Here is a 16,517-nt window from a genome sequence, read left to right as displayed (position 1 = left end):
TGCTGAAAAACAATTATATTAAACTTACAGTATTCCAAAACATTTTTAGAATTCGTCTGTTACACATCCTTGTGATGCAGACGAAACTGTATGAGCATATTTATACAATACTCCCTTGCTAAATTTAAGAGGCGGTTGTTTCCATGCTGTTCTTCGTTTTTCTATTTCATTTTCATCAATAGCTACGGTAATAGAATTTGTTTCGGCATCAATGGTAATGATATCGCCATCTTCTACCAACCCTATCAGACCTCCTTCCTGTGCCTCTGGAGTAATATGTCCTACTACAAATCCATGTGTTCCCCCAGAGAACCGTCCATCAGTAATTAGGGCTACATTTTTACCTAAACCTGCTCCCATAATAGCAGCAGTAGGTTTTAGCATTTCAGGCATTCCTGGCCCTCCTTTTGGGCCTTCATATCGTATTACAACGACATCTCCTTTCTCTACCAAACCATCTCTTATACCATCATTGGCTGCATATTCTCCATTAAATACTTTTGCTTTTCCTTGAAAACGTAGTCCTTCTTTTCCTGTAATTTTTGCTACACACCCGTCTTCTGCCAGATTACCAAACATAATTCTCAAGTGCCCTGTTTCTTTTATTGGGTTTTCTAAAGGTTTTATTACATCTTGTCCTTCTGTAAGATCTGGTATCTCTAATAAATTTTCGGCTATTGTCTTTCCTGTTACTGTGAGGCAATCTCCGTGAATTAATCCTTTCTTTAGTAAATATTTTAATACTGCTGGTATACCTCCTACCTCATGCACATCTTCCATCAGATATTTTCCACTGGGTTTTAAATCTGCCAAAAACGGTGTCTCATCACTAATTCTTTGAAAGTCTGCTAACGTAAAATCAACATCGGCCGCTCTGGCAATTGCCAAAAAGTGAAGTACGGCATTGGTTGACCCACCAAGAATGGTTACTAATCGTATTGCATTCTCTAGTGATTTTTTGGTTACTATATCTTTGGGTTTGATATCTTTTTCAAGAAGATTTCGCATTGCACGACCTGCCGCAATACTCTCTTCTTCTTTATTTGAACTAATTGCAGGGTTTGAAGAATTATATGGTAATGACATTCCTAATGCTTCTATTGCAGATGCCATTGTATTTGCCGTATACATTCCTCCGCAAGCTCCTGCTCCTGGACAAGCTTTTTCTATAACACTTTTATATTCTGTTTGCGTTATGGTTCCTGCTACCTTTTCTCCCCAAGCTTCAAAAGCTGAAACTACATCTAGTTTTTTTCCTTCATGACACCCTGAAGCTATCGTTCCTCCATATACCAGTATTGCAGGACGATTCAATCTAAGCATTGCCATCAACGCTCCTGGCATATTTTTGTCGCAACCTACTACAGTTACCATACCATCGTATGACATTGCTTGCACCACGGTCTCCATAGAATCGGCGATCACATCTCGCGAGGGTAATGAAAAACGCATTCCTGGAGTTCCCATAGAAATCCCATCACTTACCCCAATGGTATTAAATATAAGCCCTACTACATCTTCTTCTAATGTACCTTTCTTAACTAGCTTTGCCAGATCATTAAGGTGCATATTACATGGGTTTCCTTCGTAGCCTGTACTAGCAATTCCAACCAATGGTTTACTAAAATCTTCATCTGTAAGACCAATTGCGTGCAACATTGCTTGTGCCGCTGGCTGTGTGTCATCTTGGGTAACTTGTTTACTAAACTTATTGATGCTCATCCTTTTTGAATGTCAGTTTTTGTGAATTATTTAAAATTTTAACTTTTATTTTGCGATATATCTATCTTATAAAATAAACCACGATATAAAATTATTTCGTTGTAACTAAATCTTTATACATTATTCAATATCCTTACAATATCCAATGTGCTTTAAAGCATCATTAAATATTGATTTTCAAATACTTACATTTACTATATTTACAATCACTATTTGTTATTTTTTTATTTTCGGAAGGCTTTATATCGATTCAACTTTCTAATGACGCGTTAAGTTAAATTGGTATTAGGCCAAAAAAAACTCCCTTCAAATACTGAAGGGAGTTTATATTTTTTTGATATACCAAGACCCTTCATTATGGTGAACTAATCACAATAATGTTAATGACATTGATACGAATATTTGTTACTTGCATTTTCACTCTTTCTTTAATCTATTTCAAAAAAAAATCCCTTTACTTCTGGTAAAGGGATTGTCTATTTATATTTTTACAATACTATCCCTTATCAAGGTGAAATAATCACCTCAATGTTAATGACAATATTGATATGTATGTTTCTGTTGTTCATTTATGTTTTCAAATATAGAAAAATATTTATTAGATATACAAAAATAATATAAAAAATTAATGCCGTTTACGAAAGACTTAAGATCGTTATCACTTTAAGAAATAAGAAAAACAACGTTTTATTCTATAAAACTGTGGTGAATATGTTCATTAGATCATAATGAGCTTATGTTTTATACAATAAATCACTAATCCTACTCTGGTTTTTATTTCCAATTTTTTAAAAATTGCTTCTCTATAATTCTCAACTGTTTTTGGGCTTAGGTTCATTTCTTCTGCGATCCCTCTATATGTAAGCTCTGAACAAGCAAATTTTAAAAACAATTTTTCTTTATCCGTTAGTTTTTTATGTAGTTCTTCTCTTTTCTTATTCTTATCAGAGTTTTGCAATGCTACCTGTATTTTTCCTGAATAGAAAAAACCTTGTTCTAAAACCATCTTCATCGCAAATTGAAAATTTTCTGGGTGCACATCTTTCAGCAAATATCCTTTTGCCCCCGATCGAAGCATTTTTATAATAGTGTCTTCATCATCCTCCATCGTTAGTGCCAATACTTTTTGCTCTGGTTGATTTTCTTTGAGCCATTGCATAGTTTGCACCCCATCCATCACTGGCATTTTCACATCAAGAAGTACCAAATCTGGTATCCTCCTTTTATGCAAATAATACTGCGTGAGCTCTTTTCCATTTTTTAAAATGGCTAAAACTTTATATCCTTCGAGTTTTGAAATCAACCCTTCTAATGATTGTGCAAACAAAAGATGATCATCAACAATGACAACTGTCTTCTTTTTCATCTGTTTTTTTTTATTGTTTTCTAAAATGTGCTATACAATACTGATCAAAACATCCTCATTTATCATCTCAATCGATCTTTATCACAAACCCACTTTATCAACAGGTTGTATAGAAACTATCGTTTCTTTATTTAATAAGACAAATGTATTAAATCAATCCTTATGTTGTATAGGATATGACAAGGTAAGTGAAACTCCTTTTCCTGGTGAAGAGGTATAATCTAATGAAGCTTTAAGCAAAGAAGCTCGGCTTCTCATATTTAATAACCCAGAATTAGACTGAACAGACTGCATATCAAACCCTACACCATCATCTTTTATTATTATTAATAAAGCTTCTGGAGTATAATCTAATGTCACCTCTAATCGAGAGGCTTCTGCGTGCTTAATTGTATTAGAGAAAAATTCTTGAATGATACGGTATAAAATAATCTCATCCTTGGGATCAATATATACTTCATCTCCTTTTACGGTTAATACGGGAGTTAAAAAATTAAGTTTCTCAAATCGTTTGAGCTCAACCTGAATAGATTTTTCTAGTCCTACATTTTGAATTACTTCATGATTAAGGGTTTTAGACAAGCTACGTATTTCCTGTAAACTATCGCCTACTAGTTTTCTAACATCTTGTAGGGATTCTGATGTTTTCTCATCTATGGTAGTTCCCATAATATTGATCTGCATAACAGCAGTAGATAACAACTGCCCTATATTATCATGTAGTTCCCAACTTACATTTTTTAGGGCCTGTTCTTGAATCTCTATGGTAGATTTAAAAATCTCATCCTCAAAACGCTGTTCTGCTTTTAATTTATCTAAAATCAATTTGTTTTTTCTACGTTGAAAAGCTACAAAAAATATGATACCAAAAATTATAAAAAAAAGAATAATAATGATAAAATATATAATTAGTAAGATTTGTTCTTTCGGGAGCATACTATAAATCCAATGGTGTAGCAAGTATACATAAAAATATTGGCCGCTGTAAGAATTATTCTATAAACCTGAACAAATTCAGGACTTTTTGCACTGCTATAGTATTTAGTATAAATAAATAAAGGTGTAACTCCTAAATGAAAAACTAAAGCTCCAATAGCCACATAAAAAGATAACACTTTTGTAAAATTAAGTATCTCATCACTTTTCAATATTTCAAAAAAATAAAATAAAACAACAAACAAAATTAATATGGAACCTAGTATAAAAGAATATCTAGAATAACTCACAAAATAAACATCTGACAGTACTAGGTTTATCACTGACGTTAAAAAATATAATAAAAGGAAAAAAAGTAATATTTTTTTCACTCTTAATAACCTTATATGTTCCCTGAAATAATAAGTGTAGAATATAAAATTAAAAATAATGAATGGGTTATATAACCAGTAGTTATTTTCAAACTTTGTTCCTACAATGAAAGACAAAAAATTATCATTTGCAAGATTAATAAAATGTCCAACAAGTTCAAGAATAAAAGTAAAGCAAAGAAAAGCAACAAAATACCGAGAAGAAAGATCTCGGCATTTTATTAAATAAATTACTCCAAATAAAGCTGCCATTAGCTCAAAAAAAAGAGGAAGATTGTATATATTCACAAAATTATTTGATTAATAAATTGGTGGTGGATCCCCTCCTCCATTACTAAAATTAAAAGGCGCAATACTATAATTATTTGGTGCATAAGCTCCTCCTTTACCTTGCTCTCCTGCAGGAGCACCTGTAGGTGCTAAAAATACGGTAGCATACCCTCTATTCATTTCACACTTTTCTTTAGGATACGCTCCTAGGTAAACTCGTATTCCTGGATTATCTATCCCCTGTTTCCTAGATTGTTTTTTTACATACTTTAAATATTCCTGTAATTCTGCTACACTCCAATAAAACTCTCTAGAATCAACAAACCCTAAACACTTATCAATCTCTGGTGTTCTTGTATTACACCAATTTTTCTCCAATGCTCTTGCTTTCTCAACACTGATACACTTTTCAGGTTTTTTTTTCTTTTTTTTAGGTAAATCTTTCCCCATAACATTTATGATTTTTAATATTAATACTGTACTAAGATATCTAAAAATCTATGAGCAAAACAAACACACCTACCCTTCTTATCAAAACAAAAGAACTTCAAATACATCATAAACAACTATTAAACAAGCAATTAAGCATCAAAAATAATGTTGCAAAAAAAACGTACAGGGGAAAAATCCCCTATAGTAAAATAGGGGTTTTTCCCCTGTGTCACGTATGTATTTTCTTACAAGCAATATTGTTACGGTATTAATATACTTATTACAAAAAAGAAAAGAGTTAATCTATATGAATTTAACTAGCTTAAAACTACATTTCTCTTTCATTCTTTTTTGAGCAATCTGATTAATTGAATCTTCTGTCAACTGTAGGATTCTTGGGTATCCGCCTGTAGTCTGGCAATCCCGCATTAGTACAATCATTGTACCCAATGGGGTGAGTTGTACAGTGCCTGGCAATACCGCAGAAGTAAAAATAGGCGGTATCGTATTAGAAATATTTTCTTCGAGCTGTATTGCCATCCTATTGATGGTATTCGATATGGTAAATTCTGAATTTAATAGAATAGATTTTTGCGCTGGCGATAACAAATCAAACTCTATTCCTTTGTATACTTCTAACTCTTTTGTGTTTCTCTCTATAGCAGGTATAGAAATAGTTGCAAATTGATTATTATAATATTCTATCTCATTATATGATATTGTATCCCCAGTTTCTATTCTTTGTTTTCTAGTTATTGATTTTAAAAAAGAGCTACTATCAAGTACTACAGGAGATAAAAAACCTTGCTTTATACTTATATACCCATACATATTTTTCCTACAAGCACTTAATTTTAAAACATCATTTGCATTGACTTGAATTTGCTTATACATATCTACTTTTTTGTCATTCAAAAAAGCATCTATTTTGGCTCCTGACAAAGCAATCAATGTGGGTTTTGAAAATTGTAATACGGGAGGTTGCAATGTCCACTCTATACAAGCTGCATTTGTTTTATTCCCTACTATCAAATTTGCATATCCATAGGATTTTTTATCCATGGCTCCACTAGAAGGAACTCCATATTTTGAAAACCCAAAACGCCCTTCATCCTGAATGGTAGTAAAAAAACCTGATCGTACTACTGTAACACTTCCTGTCATAAAATAACACATTCTGGTGCATACATTCCCTTCTCTACAAGTGAACTTATTGCGTTATATTCTTCTTCTTCTATTACTGTAAACTGTATCTTATCTCCTGAAGAAGCAAAACAACAATCTCTATTATTTGGGTCAAAAAAATTCAATGGACACATACCAATTACATGCCATCCACCAGGGCTATCCATGGGATATATTCCTGTTTGATTTCCTCCTATAGCTACTGCTCCTTTTTTAACATGTAAGGATGGAGTTTTTTTTCGTGGAGTAGACAATACATCATCAAGTCCCCCCAAGTATAAAAAACCAGGTAAGAATCCTATAAAATAAATGGTGTATACTGGGGTAGTGTGCAAATGAATTACTTCTTTTTTTGTTAGCTTTTTTTTACTTGCAAATACCTCTAAGTCTGGAGCCAATGTAGAAGAGTAGCAGACTGGAATTTTCCATACTCTTGTTTCCTCACTTACAAATTCACCTGTAATATCATATAAGGATTTTAATTCTAAAAAAGCAGTATAGATGTTTTCTATAGTTGACACATAAACAATTAACAATGAATTATATGAATGGATTACCTCAACAATAAGTTCACCATAAAAAGTTACAATGTTTTTTTTATAGCTGAGTACATCTTGAAGAATATTTTCATTAATTTCCTGAGGCCACTGTATTAAAATAGCATTTTCAGAATATTGTTTATATTGTAATTCATACTTCATTTTCATTCTTTTACAATAGATCCATCTGTGAAAATTCTTTATGTAAATATTTCAAAATACGAACTGATTCGGGGTTATCTCCATGCACACAGATTGTATCAAAAAAAATAGGAACTACTACTCCGTTTTTTGTTTTTACATTCTTATCACACACCATTCTTTTTACATGCTCAAAAACTTCTTTGGGATCCGTAAGTACTGCTCTATTTTCTGATCTCGAAACTAATGCTATATCATCATTATAATTACGATCTGCAAAGGCCTCATATTTCACCTCAATTCCTTGATCTGAAAGATATGAAAATTTATCATTTTTTAAGGTCACTACAGACAAACTTTTATCGACATTTTTTATAGATTCAATAATAGCCATAGCAACACTTTTATTTTTTACCGCTTCATTATAAAGTGCTCCATGAGGTTTTACATGATGGATTTGCCCTCCTTCTTTTTCTGTATATGCTTTTACTAATTGTATTTGTTCTGTTATTGTTTTTACCAAATCCTTGTACGCTATCTCCATTTTCACTCTACCAAAATTTTGACGATCGGGATACGAAGGATGTGCTCCTATTTTCACACCATGTTGCATTGCTAGTCTGATGGTTTCTTGTATCACCAAATCGTTTCCTGCATGGCTACCACATGCTATATTACACCATGAGATATACGGCATTATATCTGCATCAAAACCAGCTTCCTCTCCTACATCTGCATTGAGTATTATATTTTTCATATTCTTACATTAAACTACGAAAAATCCTACAAATTTTCGATTACTTTCCAGATACCTCTGAACCCCAAAAAACAGGTTATTATTATGATAAAAATCCCTATTAAATTCTGTTTCCATGTATTGGTATACTTTCCTAATATTTTTTGTTGGTTCATAACCCACACTAAAAAAATTGCAATTACAGGTAATAGAAGTCCATTTGCTATTTGAGCAAATCTGATAATCACTATAGATTTAATCTCTAGAGAAGAAAATAAGACTCCCAAAAATAAGATAAACATCCATACTGCTCTAAATGAGGTACTTTTGAGTCCATCTTTCCATCCTAAACAGCCTTTTACTACATATGCGGCAGCAAGGGGCGCTGTAATTGCCGAAGTGATTCCTGCGGCAAATAACCCCAAAGAGAGTACATATTTTGCAGTAACACCAAAAACGGGCTCTAAACCTTTTGCCAAATCTGCTGCATTATTTATTTCTGATTGTTGTATGGCGGCTCCTGCTACAATAATAGCCATTGATACAATTCCACCTAATACAATTGCTACGATGGTATCTTTTTTTGCGGCTGGTAAATCTTCTGTAGTTTTCCATTTTTCGCTAACTATAGAGGCATGCAAAAACAGATTATAAGGTACTACTGTAGTTCCTATTAACCCTACAATAGTTAATACATTGTCTTCTGAGAAATTAGGTATAAATCCTTTGAAAAGCATAGAGAGGTCAGGCTTGGTTACAATTGCAGTTACCACAAAGGCTATACTCATCAACAATACTAATACAATAAGACTACGTTCTAATACTTTATAATTACCGATATACAGTAAAGTAAATGCGATGATACCAATACTGATACTTAAGTAGTATTTAGGGATATGTATTGTATCTTTTGAGGATTCTAGTATTGTAGCTAATCCAAGTACTCCGCCACTTATATTCCCTGCTTCATAGGCTGCATTTCCTATAAAAATAGCTGACAAAATTAAGATAACAAGAATGCTTTTTACTATTTTATTATCAAACTGCGACTTTATTACTTCACTAAGTCCTTTTTGAGTAACCACTCCTAATCTAGCCGCCATTTCCTGAAGAATAACACAGGCTATTACAGATAACACTAGTGCCCATAGTAGTGAATACCCAAATTGTACACCTGCCATAGTGCATACAGTTACAGTACCAGGGCCTATAAAAGCGGCTGTTACCCATGTACCTGGACCAATATTAAAGAACTTTTTCATTTGTTTAATTTTTTCTGTGGCTTTACACTACCATTCTCTTACTTACTATTTTTGATTACTATATAGAATACTCTTTTATTTACTGAGCGTTACTATCAAGTGCATAAATAGCAAACGATCCTAGCCAATGCCCTCCTTCATAACTATCTCCTACCAAATTAGGTAAAGAATAGTTGATATGTGTATTTGCTACAGAAAAAAGATGCTCATATTCCTTGTATTGTCCTGCTAAACCATACAACACCCATGCTCGACTAAAATTAAGTCCATCTAAATGAACTAACTTACCATCTGTACGATCAGACACTTCTCCTACACTGATTGTAAAATTTTTAGCTTTTAACTGAGGCATAAACGTAGATATCCAGTTATCAAATTCTTTTTCTGCCAATACCCTACGCATCAAATCTATTTCTTCAAAACAAGGAGATAGAAAATCATATCCGCTAGGTTCCCATGTTATTGGACAACCTTGATCATTGCTATAAAAATCCTTTGCTCGAGTTTCTATAAGGCTCTTTAGTTTTTGATTTTGTACTGTATTTGCATAATCCCAGGCAAAGGATAATCCAAAGGCTGTGTTGGTATGCTCTCCTACTCTAATTGGGTATTTAAGTTTTGGTAAAAACTCAATAAATCGCTCAACAATAATATTGGTTAATGGTTGTAAATTTTGTTCTAGTTCTCTAGCAAAAGGGTCATTCCAGGTATGTAACTCTTCTGCTAATTTAAGTAACCATGCCCAACCATAGGTTCTCTCGTACACTTTATTGTGTTTTCCTTTAAAATATGCAATTTCTGCTTCTATATTTTTCTTGGATATGTTTTTAAGTAATTTGGCTTTTGCTTCTTCTTTTTTATCTAATTCTGGAAATTCTTTGAGTAGTTTTACCAAAGACCAATGCCCATGTACCGAAGAGTGCCAATCAAAACATCCATAAAACGCAGGGTGTAGTTCGTGAGGTTCACCGATACTTTCTTTACCACCAAGAGTCTGTCCTAATCTATTAGGGTATTCCACTTGTAAACATGCTAATGGCAATTCTGCTAAATTATTAGCTTGCTCTAGTGTAAGTTGTAATGGGGGTTGAATTGGATTTGCAGGCAACACCTCCTTCACAGCTGTCTCTACAGATTGTTTACTGGTATCTACTTTTTCAACTTGATTACAACCTATAAAAATCAATAGTGAGGCAATAAAAAATATTCGGTACATATATAATTACATTAAAAATTTCTAAAAGAACTCATTTTGAGTTCAAAATGATATTTTCTAAAAATATTAATTTCTTAAATTGTATGAATATGATTGTTGATAATAACAATAAATAGTTTATAAATTTATGATTACGGCAAAAAAACTACCCCAACCACCCGTCACGATCTAGACTTCGATACTGTATTGCTTCTGAAATATGATCACTTTGTACCTTTTCTACTCCTTCTATATCTGCGATCGTTCTAGAAACCTTAAGAATTCTATCATAAGCTCTAGCGGAGAGGTTTAATTTTTCCATAGCGGTTTTGAGCAATTCTTTTGAAACTTTATCTAATACACAGAATTCTTCTATCTGTTTCACTCCCATTTGTGCATTGTAATGTATATTTTTTACTTCAGAAAATCTCTTTGTTTGTATTTCTCGAGCCATGATCACTCTTTTTCTAATATCAATACTAGATTCTCCTTTTCTTTCTTCACTCAATTTATCAAAGGGTACAGGTGTTACCTCTATATGAATATCAATTCTATCCAGTAATGGCCCAGATATCTTACTCAGATATCGCTGCATTTCTGCTGGAGAAGAGGTTACTGGTGCATCTGGATCATTAAAATACCCTCCTGGACTTGGATTCATGCTAGCAACCAACATAAAACTAGAGGGATAAGTAACTGTAAATTTTGCTCTAGAAATAGTTACCTCTCTATCTTCTAAGGGTTGTCTCATTACCTCGAGCACATCTCTTTTAAACTCGGGTAATTCATCTAAAAACAAAACACCGTTATGAGACAATGAAATTTCACCAGGCTGGGGATAACTTCCTCCTCCTACTAATGCGACATTTGATATAGTGTGATGAGGGCTACGAAAAGGACGTTGTGCCATAAGCCCTACACTCTCTTTTATACGACCCGCTACACTATGAATTTTTGTTGTCTCTAGAGCTTCTTGCAAAGACATTGGCGGTAATATACTTGGTAATCTTTTACTCAACATTGTTTTTCCACTACCTGGTGGACCTACCAATATAATGTTATGTCCCCCGGCAGCAGCAATCTCCATACATCGTTTTATACTTTCTTGCCCTTTTACATCTGCAAAATCAAATTCTGGATTCTCTAAAGCTGTATAAAATTCTTGTTTTGTATTGACAATAGTGCGCTCAAGATTTCCCTTATCATCAAAATAATCGATAACTTCTTTTATAGAATCTACTCCATATACCTCTAGTCGATCAACTATTGCCGCTTCTTTTGCATTTTGTTTTGGTAAAATAAACCCTTTATATCCTTCTTCTCGAGCCTTGATCGCGATAGGCAATACTCCTTTTATGGGTTGTAAAGTACCATCTAAAGACAATTCACCCATAATTAAATATTTTTCTATTGATGTTCCTTTGATCTGCGAACTTGCCGTAAGAATTCCTAATGCTAGAGTAAGATCATAAGCTGACCCTTCTTTTCGCATATCGGCAGGTGCCATATTGATTGTAATTTTCTTTCCTGGCAATTTATAGCCATTATTTTTTAAAGCAGCCGCAATACGGTAACTACTTTCTCTTATTGCATTGTCTGGCAATCCTACCAAATGATAGCCTATCCCTTTGTCAATATTTACTTCTACTGTTATTGTTGTTGCCTCTACTCCAAATACAGCACTCCCGAAAACTTTTGTAAGCATGTGTTATTTTTTTACATTCATACAAACATAAGGATAGTTAGTTTCAAAAAAAGAAACTGATAATTTAAAGTTGGTAAATAAGCTTCTGAAAAACAGAATACCTAGGTCTTTTATTAATATTGTCTTTACTAATATCCACCTTTATAATAACGAGAAGTGTGCTATTATTAAAATCAAGAGAAGGCTTATTTACTTTTTAAGGAAGAATTACACTTTATAGTGCTAGTTGTATATTAATAAAGAAAGTAGAGGTATACTTAAAAACATTCTATATTTAATGCTTTCATATACCTCCTACTTAATTTTATGCATATTGCATATACATAACAAACAAATTATACGACTGCTTCTTCATAAACCTGAAACAGTTTTTTATTTAAAAATTTTAGAGTTGGTATCTTATCTTTGGTATCTACCAAAATAGAAACATTATTATTACTACCTCCATAGGATACCATACGTACAGGTATAAAATTCAATATTTCAAAAAGTCTATATGATTTTTTATCATCGATCACTGATTCTCCTACTATACAAATAATACTATGATCATGTTCTACCGTTATTTCTGCATACGTTTCTATTTCTTTTACAATTTCATCTAGATTACTTGTATTATCAACTGTTAGTGAGATAGCTATTTCTGAAGTTGTAATCATATCAATTGATGTTTGATATATATCAAAAACTTCAAAAATTCTTCTTAAGTACCCATGTGCCATCAACATTCTATTGGATTTAATTTTGATAGCAGTAATTCCGTCTTTTGCTGAGATTGCTTTTAATCCTTTTTGATGGATCCTATTAGAAATTATAGTACCTGTAGCTTCGGGGTCAAAAGTATTTTTTAAAAGTACTGGAATATCTTTACCTACAACAGGAGAAACTGTTTGTGGGTGCAAGATTTTTGCTCCAAAGTATGCTAATTCTGCTGCTTCATTATAGGTAAGATGAGATATTGGGTGCGTATCATCAACATATCTTGGGTCATTATTATGTAACCCATCAATATCTGTCCATATTTGTATTTCTGTTGCGTTTAATGCAGCTCCTATAATTGTAGCTGTATAATCACTACCACCTCTTTTTAAGTGGCTGATCTCTTCTTTATCATTTCTACACACAAACCCTTGTGTAATATATAATGAAGATTGAACTCCTTTTTCTATAACTGTATGCAAGCGCGCACCTACCTTATCAATATTTGGTTTATCTACAGATTCTACATGCATAAATTCTTTTGCATCTAATAATGTATTTGGTACGCCTTCAAAGTTTAGAAATCCTGAGAAAATATATGTCAAAATAGTCTCTCCATAAGTAATAATTCTTGAGTTTACAACTTCTGAATATTCTTGACTTGCTATTTCAAACATGTCTGTAACCATAGAAGACAAACCATCTTTGAGTGTATTTCTAATCCCCTGATCTTCTATCAAAGCATCTATCACATCACTATGTTTACTCTCTAATTGGTGTAAGTTTCTAGTAATGGCATCTGTATCATTAAACTTTATATTCTCTACCAAACGAACTAATTGATCCGTTACGCCAGACATTGCAGAACAAACTACTATTTTATCTTCTTGATCCGAAGTCAAAATTTCTTTTACCCTATTCAGGTTTTCTACAGATCCAACGGATGTACCTCCGAATTTTAAAATTTTCATCAATTTAGGTTTTAGTGGTTTTTGGTACTACATAATTAATTAATAGTCTACAGATAATAAAAAAATTAAAATAAAAAATATAAATTTGTACAAAATGTTAAATATGTAACAATGAAAACTATTACTGATTGTGTACACAATATACTTAGGCACCAACCTTTTTTGGAGGATGCTTTATCTAGAGATATTATCAATTTTAGTTCTCTAGCTGTTGATCTTCTTCCAAAAGTAGAAAAGATCATGAAGAAACCTGTAAAGCCAGGTTCTATAGTAATGGCTCTAAGGCGTTATCATCCAAGGCGAATCAAACACCTTAATAACCTAAGAGAATTAGGTGATATTGTAGTTCGATCAGGAATAACAGAATATACATTCCTCAATTCTAATAATATTCTAACTAGCCAAAGTAATCTTTTGGATAGTGTAAAAAATGAAGCAAAGGCATATTTTACTTATTCTAGCAATTTCCAAGAAAGTAATATACTGGTTACCTCATCATTAAAACCTATTGTAGACAAGCATTTTAAAAACGAGACTTGTATTTCTGTTACTGATAATTTGTCTTCTATTTCTATTGCTTTGCCAGAAGATAACTCAAAGGTTATTGGTTTGTATTTTTACATTTTTAAATTGTTGGCCTATGATGGAATCCCAGTATTTGAAGTGATCTCTACTTCAAATTACTTTACCTTATTTTTAGAAAAAGAATATGTAAATAAGGCTTTCTTATTAATGAACGAAATAAAAGAAGAGTAATACTAATGTAACTATCTAATAATGCTAAACCTGCTTTATGCATTAAGAAAGCCCATTATACCTTGTAAAAGTTCTACAAAAAACCCCCATACAATTGCATGGGGGTTTAAATATTCTATTTAGACAATATCAATTTACCAGATATGCACTCTGTTTTCTGGAGCTAAATACATTTTATCTCCTTCTTTGATATCAAATGCATCATAAAATGCTTGAACATTCAACAATGGCTGGATCGCTCTTGTTTTTCCTGGAGAATGAGGGTCTGTTTTGATTCTTGTTCTCAAAGCATCTTCTCTTATTTTGGTTCTCCACACAGTTGCCCATGACATAAAGAAGCGTTGTTCTGCTGTAAATCCATCTATATCTTCTGGTCTACCATTTTCTTCAAAATGCATTTGTAACCCATCATAAGCTCCTAATACACCTCCTAAATCTCCAATATTCTCTCCTAGAGTAAATTTACCATTGATAAAAACACTGTCTAATACTTCTATAGCACTATATTGTTCTGCCAATGCATTTCCTCTTTCTGTAAATTTAGTAAGATCATCTTCTGTCCACCAGTTAGAAAGATTCCCTTCTGCATCAAAACGTGCTCCCGAATCATCAAAAGCATGCGATATCTCATGACCAATCACTGCTCCTATACCACCGTAATTAACCGCATCATCTGCTAAATAATTATAAAATGGCGGTTGAAGTATTGCCGCAGGAAACACAATCTCATTAAACAATGGATTGAAATATGCATTTACTTGCTGAGGGGGCATTCCCCATTTTGTTTTGTCTACAGTCTCTCCTATCTCTAAGATTGATTTTTTAAATGACCATTTTGATATTGCTATAGTATTTTCAAAATTAGAATTACCTTCTTTTACATCCAATTTTGAATAATCTTCCCACTTATTCGGATATCCAATCTTAACAGTAAATTTATCTAATTTTTCTATCGCCTTGATTTTTGTACTATCACTCATCCAATCTAGAGCTTCAATTCTTTTTTGGTAAGCCTTGATTACATTAGCTATCATTTTTTCTGCCTTCACTTTAGCTTCTGGCGGAAATTTTGCATCTACATATAATTGACCAATAGCCTCTCCTACTGAATTATTAACTCTTGCTAATGCTCTTTCTTCTATTGGGCGTTGTTTTTTTGCTCCTCTAAGCGTTTTACTAAAGAAATCCCAATTTGCTTTTTCTATTTCTGTAGAGAGTGACCCTGTTACACTATTTAATGTAGACCAACGCACCACTGTTTTTAAATCTTCTATATTTGTATTAGCCAATACTTCTTGCAATGTTTCCATGTACTTTGGCTCTAAAACAATTACAGTATCTAATTGCTTTTCTACTCCTACATCTTTGATTAATTTAGACCAATCTATCGCTGGAGTTATCTTAGAAAGTTGTGCTATACTTCTAGGGTTATTAAAATTACGCATGTCTCTACTCTGCACCTTATCAAATCTAGGTTCTGCTAATTTAGTTTCAATCGCTAAAATAGTCTCAGCAGCTTTACGAGCTTGTACTTCTGTATCTCCTATAAACTGAAGCATTCTTGTTATATGGTCTACATACTGTCCTCTTATCTCTTTTGATTTTTCATCTTGATCCAAATAATAATCTCTATCAGGTAATCCTAATCTTCCTGTTGATACATATGGCGCATTGATATCACTATTACTTAAATCTGGAAAAGAAGTAAATCCTAAAAAAGGGGCATTAACAGCTGTTTCTGTTGCTAATAATGTTTGAATATCTGCTATATTTTTTACAGCAGCTATCTTATCTAATGTTGGTTGTAATGGTGTAACACCTGCTTTATTTCTTGCAACTGTATCCATAATAGATTCAAAAATAAGCAATGCTTTGTATTGATCTGTTCCTTTTGCATATTTGCCACTAGATTTTGCTTCTTTCAATATAGCAAGTACATCATCATCTGTTTTTTTTCTTAAAACACCAAAACCTCCCCAAATTGTTCTATCTTCAGGGATTTCTGTTGTTTTCATCCAGCTACCATTTACATAATTGTAAAAATCTTCTTTAGGACTTAAGGTTGAATCCATATTCTCCAACACTATTCCTGGGATTTTTTCAACTTCGGCAACTTGTTTATTCTCACTGTCATTTTTTTTCGCTTCATCTTTACAACTTACAAAAGCGAGAACAAATACAGTCAAAAAATATACATTTTTCATTTTTATATACATTCTATTATTAAATTA

13 protein-coding genes are annotated in these 16,517 nt (G+C 32.7%); 1 reads left to right on the top strand and 12 read right to left on the bottom strand.

What is annotated here, in order from left to right:
• Window positions 1-45: 45 nt before the first annotated feature.
• The 11 genes from ilvD to DG508_RS12700 form a co-directional block, all read right to left on the bottom strand.
• Entirely contained in the window at window positions 46-1,722 is a 1,677-nt protein-coding gene (gene ilvD / locus DG508_RS12755; RefSeq protein WP_108868509.1) for a dihydroxy-acid dehydratase, read from the bottom strand.
• A 718-nt stretch (window positions 1,723-2,440) separates the two neighbouring features.
• A complete protein-coding gene (locus DG508_RS12750; protein WP_108868508.1) occupies window positions 2,441-3,088 on the bottom strand; it encodes a response regulator transcription factor in 648 nt (215 codons plus the stop codon).
• Window positions 3,089-3,241: 153 nt separating this feature from the next.
• Window positions 3,242-3,913, bottom strand: coding sequence for a sensor histidine kinase (locus DG508_RS12745; RefSeq protein WP_234418226.1), 672 nt, complete (start codon window positions 3,911-3,913; stop codon window positions 3,242-3,244).
• A 782-nt stretch (window positions 3,914-4,695) separates the two neighbouring features.
• Window positions 4,696-5,115, bottom strand: coding sequence for a hypothetical protein (locus tag DG508_RS12735; RefSeq protein WP_108868505.1), 420 nt, complete (start codon window positions 5,113-5,115; stop codon window positions 4,696-4,698).
• Window positions 5,116-5,400: 285 nt separating this feature from the next.
• A complete protein-coding gene (locus tag DG508_RS12730) occupies window positions 5,401-6,261 on the bottom strand; it encodes a 5-oxoprolinase subunit C family protein (RefSeq protein WP_159090811.1) in 861 nt (286 codons plus the stop codon).
• Window positions 6,258-6,983, bottom strand: a complete 726-nt coding sequence (gene pxpB, locus DG508_RS12725; RefSeq protein ID WP_108868591.1) for a 5-oxoprolinase subunit PxpB — start codon at window positions 6,981-6,983, stop codon at window positions 6,258-6,260. The genes DG508_RS12730 and pxpB overlap by 4 nt, the downstream gene beginning before the upstream one ends.
• Window positions 6,984-6,993: 10 nt before the next feature.
• Window positions 6,994-7,719 carry a 5-oxoprolinase subunit PxpA gene (pxpA, locus tag DG508_RS12720; RefSeq protein WP_108868503.1) on the bottom strand — a complete coding sequence of 242 codons (726 nt, stop codon included), beginning with the start codon at window positions 7,717-7,719 and terminating at the stop codon, window positions 6,994-6,996.
• Between the two features lie 26 nt (window positions 7,720-7,745).
• The gene (locus DG508_RS12715; RefSeq protein ID WP_108868502.1) at window positions 7,746-8,960 is read right to left on the bottom strand and encodes an Nramp family divalent metal transporter; all 1,215 of its coding nucleotides are present in this window, start codon (window positions 8,958-8,960) and stop codon (window positions 7,746-7,748) included.
• A 79-nt stretch (window positions 8,961-9,039) separates the two neighbouring features.
• Complete coding sequence (locus DG508_RS12710; RefSeq protein ID WP_108868501.1) at window positions 9,040-10,176, bottom strand: DUF2891 domain-containing protein; 1,137 nt, start codon at window positions 10,174-10,176, stop codon at window positions 9,040-9,042.
• A gap of 145 nt (window positions 10,177-10,321) precedes the next feature.
• Window positions 10,322-11,860, bottom strand: coding sequence for a YifB family Mg chelatase-like AAA ATPase (locus DG508_RS12705; protein WP_108868500.1), 1,539 nt, complete (start codon window positions 11,858-11,860; stop codon window positions 10,322-10,324).
• 335 nt (window positions 11,861-12,195) lie between these two features.
• A complete protein-coding gene (locus DG508_RS12700) occupies window positions 12,196-13,530 on the bottom strand; it encodes an aspartate kinase (RefSeq protein WP_108868499.1) in 1,335 nt (444 codons plus the stop codon).
• A 111-nt stretch (window positions 13,531-13,641) separates the two neighbouring features.
• On the opposite strand from DG508_RS12700, the gene DG508_RS12695 reads away from it, so the two are divergent.
• On the top strand, window positions 13,642-14,286 hold the full coding sequence (locus DG508_RS12695) for a hypothetical protein (protein ID WP_108868498.1): 645 nt from the start codon (window positions 13,642-13,644) through the stop codon (window positions 14,284-14,286).
• A gap of 134 nt (window positions 14,287-14,420) precedes the next feature.
• On the opposite strand, the gene DG508_RS12690 is transcribed toward DG508_RS12695, so the two are convergent.
• Entirely contained in the window at window positions 14,421-16,490 is a 2,070-nt protein-coding gene (locus DG508_RS12690) for a M13 family metallopeptidase (RefSeq protein ID WP_108868590.1), read from the bottom strand.
• Window positions 16,491-16,517 lie beyond the last annotated feature (27 nt).

Origin of the sequence: Aquimarina aquimarini (assembly GCF_900299535.1) — a bacterium.
GTDB classification, from domain to species: domain Bacteria; phylum Bacteroidota; class Bacteroidia; order Flavobacteriales; family Flavobacteriaceae; genus Aquimarina; species Aquimarina aquimarini.
The sequence above is the reverse complement of the archived record's forward strand: the minus strand, read 5'-3'. Positions and strand labels throughout refer to the sequence as shown.